Source organism: Mycobacterium sp. (genome assembly GCF_050701675.1).
In the GTDB taxonomy this organism is placed as follows: domain Bacteria; phylum Actinomycetota; class Actinomycetes; order Mycobacteriales; family Mycobacteriaceae; genus Mycobacterium.
The window spans coordinates 1-2993 of record NZ_JBOGDD010000150.1; the positions used below are offsets into that span (position 1 = coordinate 1).

General features: G+C 61.2%; 3 protein-coding genes. All 3 read right to left on the bottom strand.

The genetic code is table 11. The features are described 5' to 3' along the window. Window positions 1-669: 669 nt before the first annotated feature. Window positions 670-1305: a TetR/AcrR family transcriptional regulator gene (locus tag ACRDUX_RS04340; protein WP_526411371.1), complete on the bottom strand. Its 636-nt coding sequence runs from the start codon at window positions 1303-1305 to the stop codon at window positions 670-672. A 258-nt stretch (window positions 1306-1563) separates the two neighbouring features. Next, the gene (locus ACRDUX_RS04345) at window positions 1564-2040 is read right to left on the bottom strand and encodes a hypothetical protein (protein WP_526411373.1); all 477 of its coding nucleotides are present in this window, start codon (window positions 2038-2040) and stop codon (window positions 1564-1566) included. Beyond that, complete coding sequence (locus ACRDUX_RS04350) at window positions 2037-2702, bottom strand: nitroreductase family protein (protein WP_526411375.1); 666 nt, start codon at window positions 2700-2702, stop codon at window positions 2037-2039. The genes ACRDUX_RS04345 and ACRDUX_RS04350 overlap by 4 nt, the downstream gene beginning before the upstream one ends. Between the last annotated feature and the right edge of the window lie 291 nt (window positions 2703-2993).

Consider the following 2993-nt stretch of genomic DNA (forward strand, 5'->3'; position numbering starts at 1 on the left):
TGTTTGACAACCTGCCATGCCTGCATACGTTGTTCCCTTGCATCATCAGAATGCTTGACCTAGTTACAAATTCTCATCGCCGACATGATCCATGCCTGAATCTCACCTCACCTGCACCCGTCGTCGAATCCGTTCGAATCCGAGGTTCCGTGGGGGTGGTACGCGGGTTGTTCCGACGTCGACACTTCCTGGTAGCGCCTCGGAGATCTCGAGGATCACCGTGTCGCCAAAGCCGAGTAGGTTGCTTGTTTCCAAACCACAGTCGTGAAACATGGCGCAGCAACTCTCGACGAGCCTGCCGCGGCCGTTCTCAGCGGCGGAGTGTTCCGCGGCGGAGTGGCGTGACGCCTGGTGTCAGATGACGTCGAGCCCAGACATTCTCGGAGATCCCAGAGGGCGGAATCGTTCCAGCCGCGGACGGTGACTTCTAGGTCAGTGGGCATCGCGTTATTTGCCTTCCTCCGCTTCATCTACCCCACCGTCGGGGCGCGTACGCCGTGAACCGGGGCCAGACCTCGCAAAGATCTCAGAGCGCCAGGTCGGCCGTTCCACTGGATGAATGACATGTAAGCACAGGCCTGAATCAAAGACAACCATGTTTTCTTAATGCGCATCTGATGGCGCGATGAAGGCGTGGAGGGTTGAGTGGCGCGGGATCGCGCAGCGAGATCACCGTCCAGCTCTAGGCGGATCCTCTCTCCGCAGAGAGCTCCTAGCGGTTGATCCCTGATCGGCGGCCCGATGGCCGAATACGTCTGCGGCGGGGTCTTGCGATCCAGTTTCTTTGTGGCTGTGTTCCATTCCGGCAATCAGCCAGTCAATGGTCGTATCAAATATCTTCGGTGTGTCTTCATGGACGGCCACGTCGGTCACGGTCAGGCTCAGCGCGACATGCACTAAGACGTTGCACGCGTCAACGGCCTCCTGCTCAGGAAAGCCGTACCGCTTGAGCGCCCTGATCAAGCGGTTCACATAGTTCATGACGACGCCGCTGTCGGCGATCGTCATGAGGCTGGTCAAACTGGGCCGCTGCACCAGCGCCCGGCGAAGCGCCTGACACCAGCTGCGCACACTGTCCTGCCAACTGGTGTCGGTCGAAAAGTCCAACTCGATCGAGGCAAACGCCCGCGACACGACGCCTCTGATGAGCTCCTCACGATTTCCGACCTGGCGGTACAGCGTCTTGGTGGAGCAGCGCAGGCGTGCCGACAGGCTTCGGGCAGACAGCCCGGCGGGGCCGTCGGTCGCGAGCGCCCGAAGCGCTTCGTCATAGATGGCGTCAGCGCTCAGTAGGGGCTTGGCCACCACGTGTCCTTGCGCCCGGCGTACTCACCCGTCACTCCGGGCGCCGGACTACGTCTCGGCTCACGTTGGCTCGCATTTCTCGAATTCGGACCGGTCTGCAAGATGGAAGGGGTCCCCTTGCGTGCATACGGCTGCCAGCTTCGATAGGTTCGGAAAACAAGGTTATCGTAAATTTGTCCGCGTTGGCGGCGGGGGCGTGGTCACCTTCACACCGCTGTTTACGGCCATGGGACTGAGCCTGCCCACGGGGAGACGGCCCTACTGCTGGCCGTCAAGGAGGTGTGCGTAGGGGTCATTGCCCGATCCAACGGTCTCGGGCATCGGGTAGTACGTCTTGATGAGCAGATTCCCATCGTCGTCCCACGCGAACGTCTCTATGCTGTAGGCCATTTCAACATGCGGCTCGGTGCCGAAGTAGTTCTCACAGACCCAGGCCATCTCGTTGCCGTTCACTTGGACCGTGAGCATCTTGATCCTGAGGATCGATTGAAACATGTCGAACGCGTAGCCCGTCGCAGCGTCGAAACCCTGCTTCTCCTCGGTGCCGACGGGATCAAACATCCGAACTGCGGCCGGGACGATGGTGCGCCAGGAGGCAATCCACTCCTCTCGCTTGCCGGCGTTCCATAACTCGGCATGTTTGGCTGCGTGAGCCAATCGGGCCTTACGACTTGGCACAGCACTCATGTTCGGCATCCTCTCTCGGTACTTCACGCCGGGCTTGGCGTCGTTCATTCCTCGAGCGGTGGCCCGTCGAAGCGTTCACGAGTGGCGAACTCCGCGACGACTCCGCGACGGAGCTTGCTCAGCTGTCGTACGGGTTTACCGAGGGGAACGAGGGCGGCAACGGCGTGGGTGTCGGGAATCCCGAGAAGGTCGCGGACCCGACCCTCCTGCGGGATGGCCATCGTCGTGAGGGTGCCGCCGTATCCCTCGGACCGGGCGGCCAGCAGGATGTTCCAGATCAGCGGATAGACGGATGCTCCGCTGACCACGCCGATCCTGTCTAGGTCTTGGTCCATGGCTGCTAGGTACTTCAGGTCGACGGTGACCACCAGCACGACCGCAGCTCGCCGGAATGGTGCGGTGAACTCATCGGGAACTGCGGTGGACGCGATTGTTTCGGCGGGTACTGCGGTCGGTTCGACGGGGTTCCAGGGGCCTTCGCGGGCGGCTAATTGGGCGAAGTAGCGTTGTGCGCCGGGGACGTTGAGGTCCGCGAGCTGTCCGCGCACTTGGGCGTCGCGCACCACCGTGACGTGAGTGCCTTGCCGGTTGCCACCACTCGGCGCGAAGCGGGCATTGTCCAAGATTCGATGGAGAACCGAATCCGGCAGCGGATCATCGGTGAACTCACGCGCCGCGAACGTGGTCCGCATGACTTCGTAGAGCTCCATCGCCACTCCCAATGCTGTGTGATTCCGTCGGATACCAAACGCGTGTTGTAGCGTGCCATCGTCGAACATGGGTGGGCTCTTCGCCGTTGTCAAGTATTGGAGGTCGTCAACCCGTCGAGATGATCGCGCCACATCAGGATCGAACGACGGACCTAGCGCGAAAGCCCTGCTTCGGGAGCTGAAGTAATCAGCCGGAACAGCGTACGTTCGATACAATCTCGTCAGTGATCCTGCCGTGGACACCGCAGTCGGCATCAGCTGGCATCGCAGCCACCTTCGAGGGGCGCGATG

Coding starts and splice junctions, on each gene's coding strand:
- ACRDUX_RS04345 (WP_526411373.1), bottom strand. CDS start 2,040: ATGAACGACGCCAAGCCCGGCGTGAAGTACCGAGAGAGGATGCCGAAC.
- ACRDUX_RS04350 (WP_526411375.1), bottom strand. CDS start 2,702: ATGGAGCTCTACGAAGTCATGCGGACCACGTTCGCGGCGCGTGAGTTC.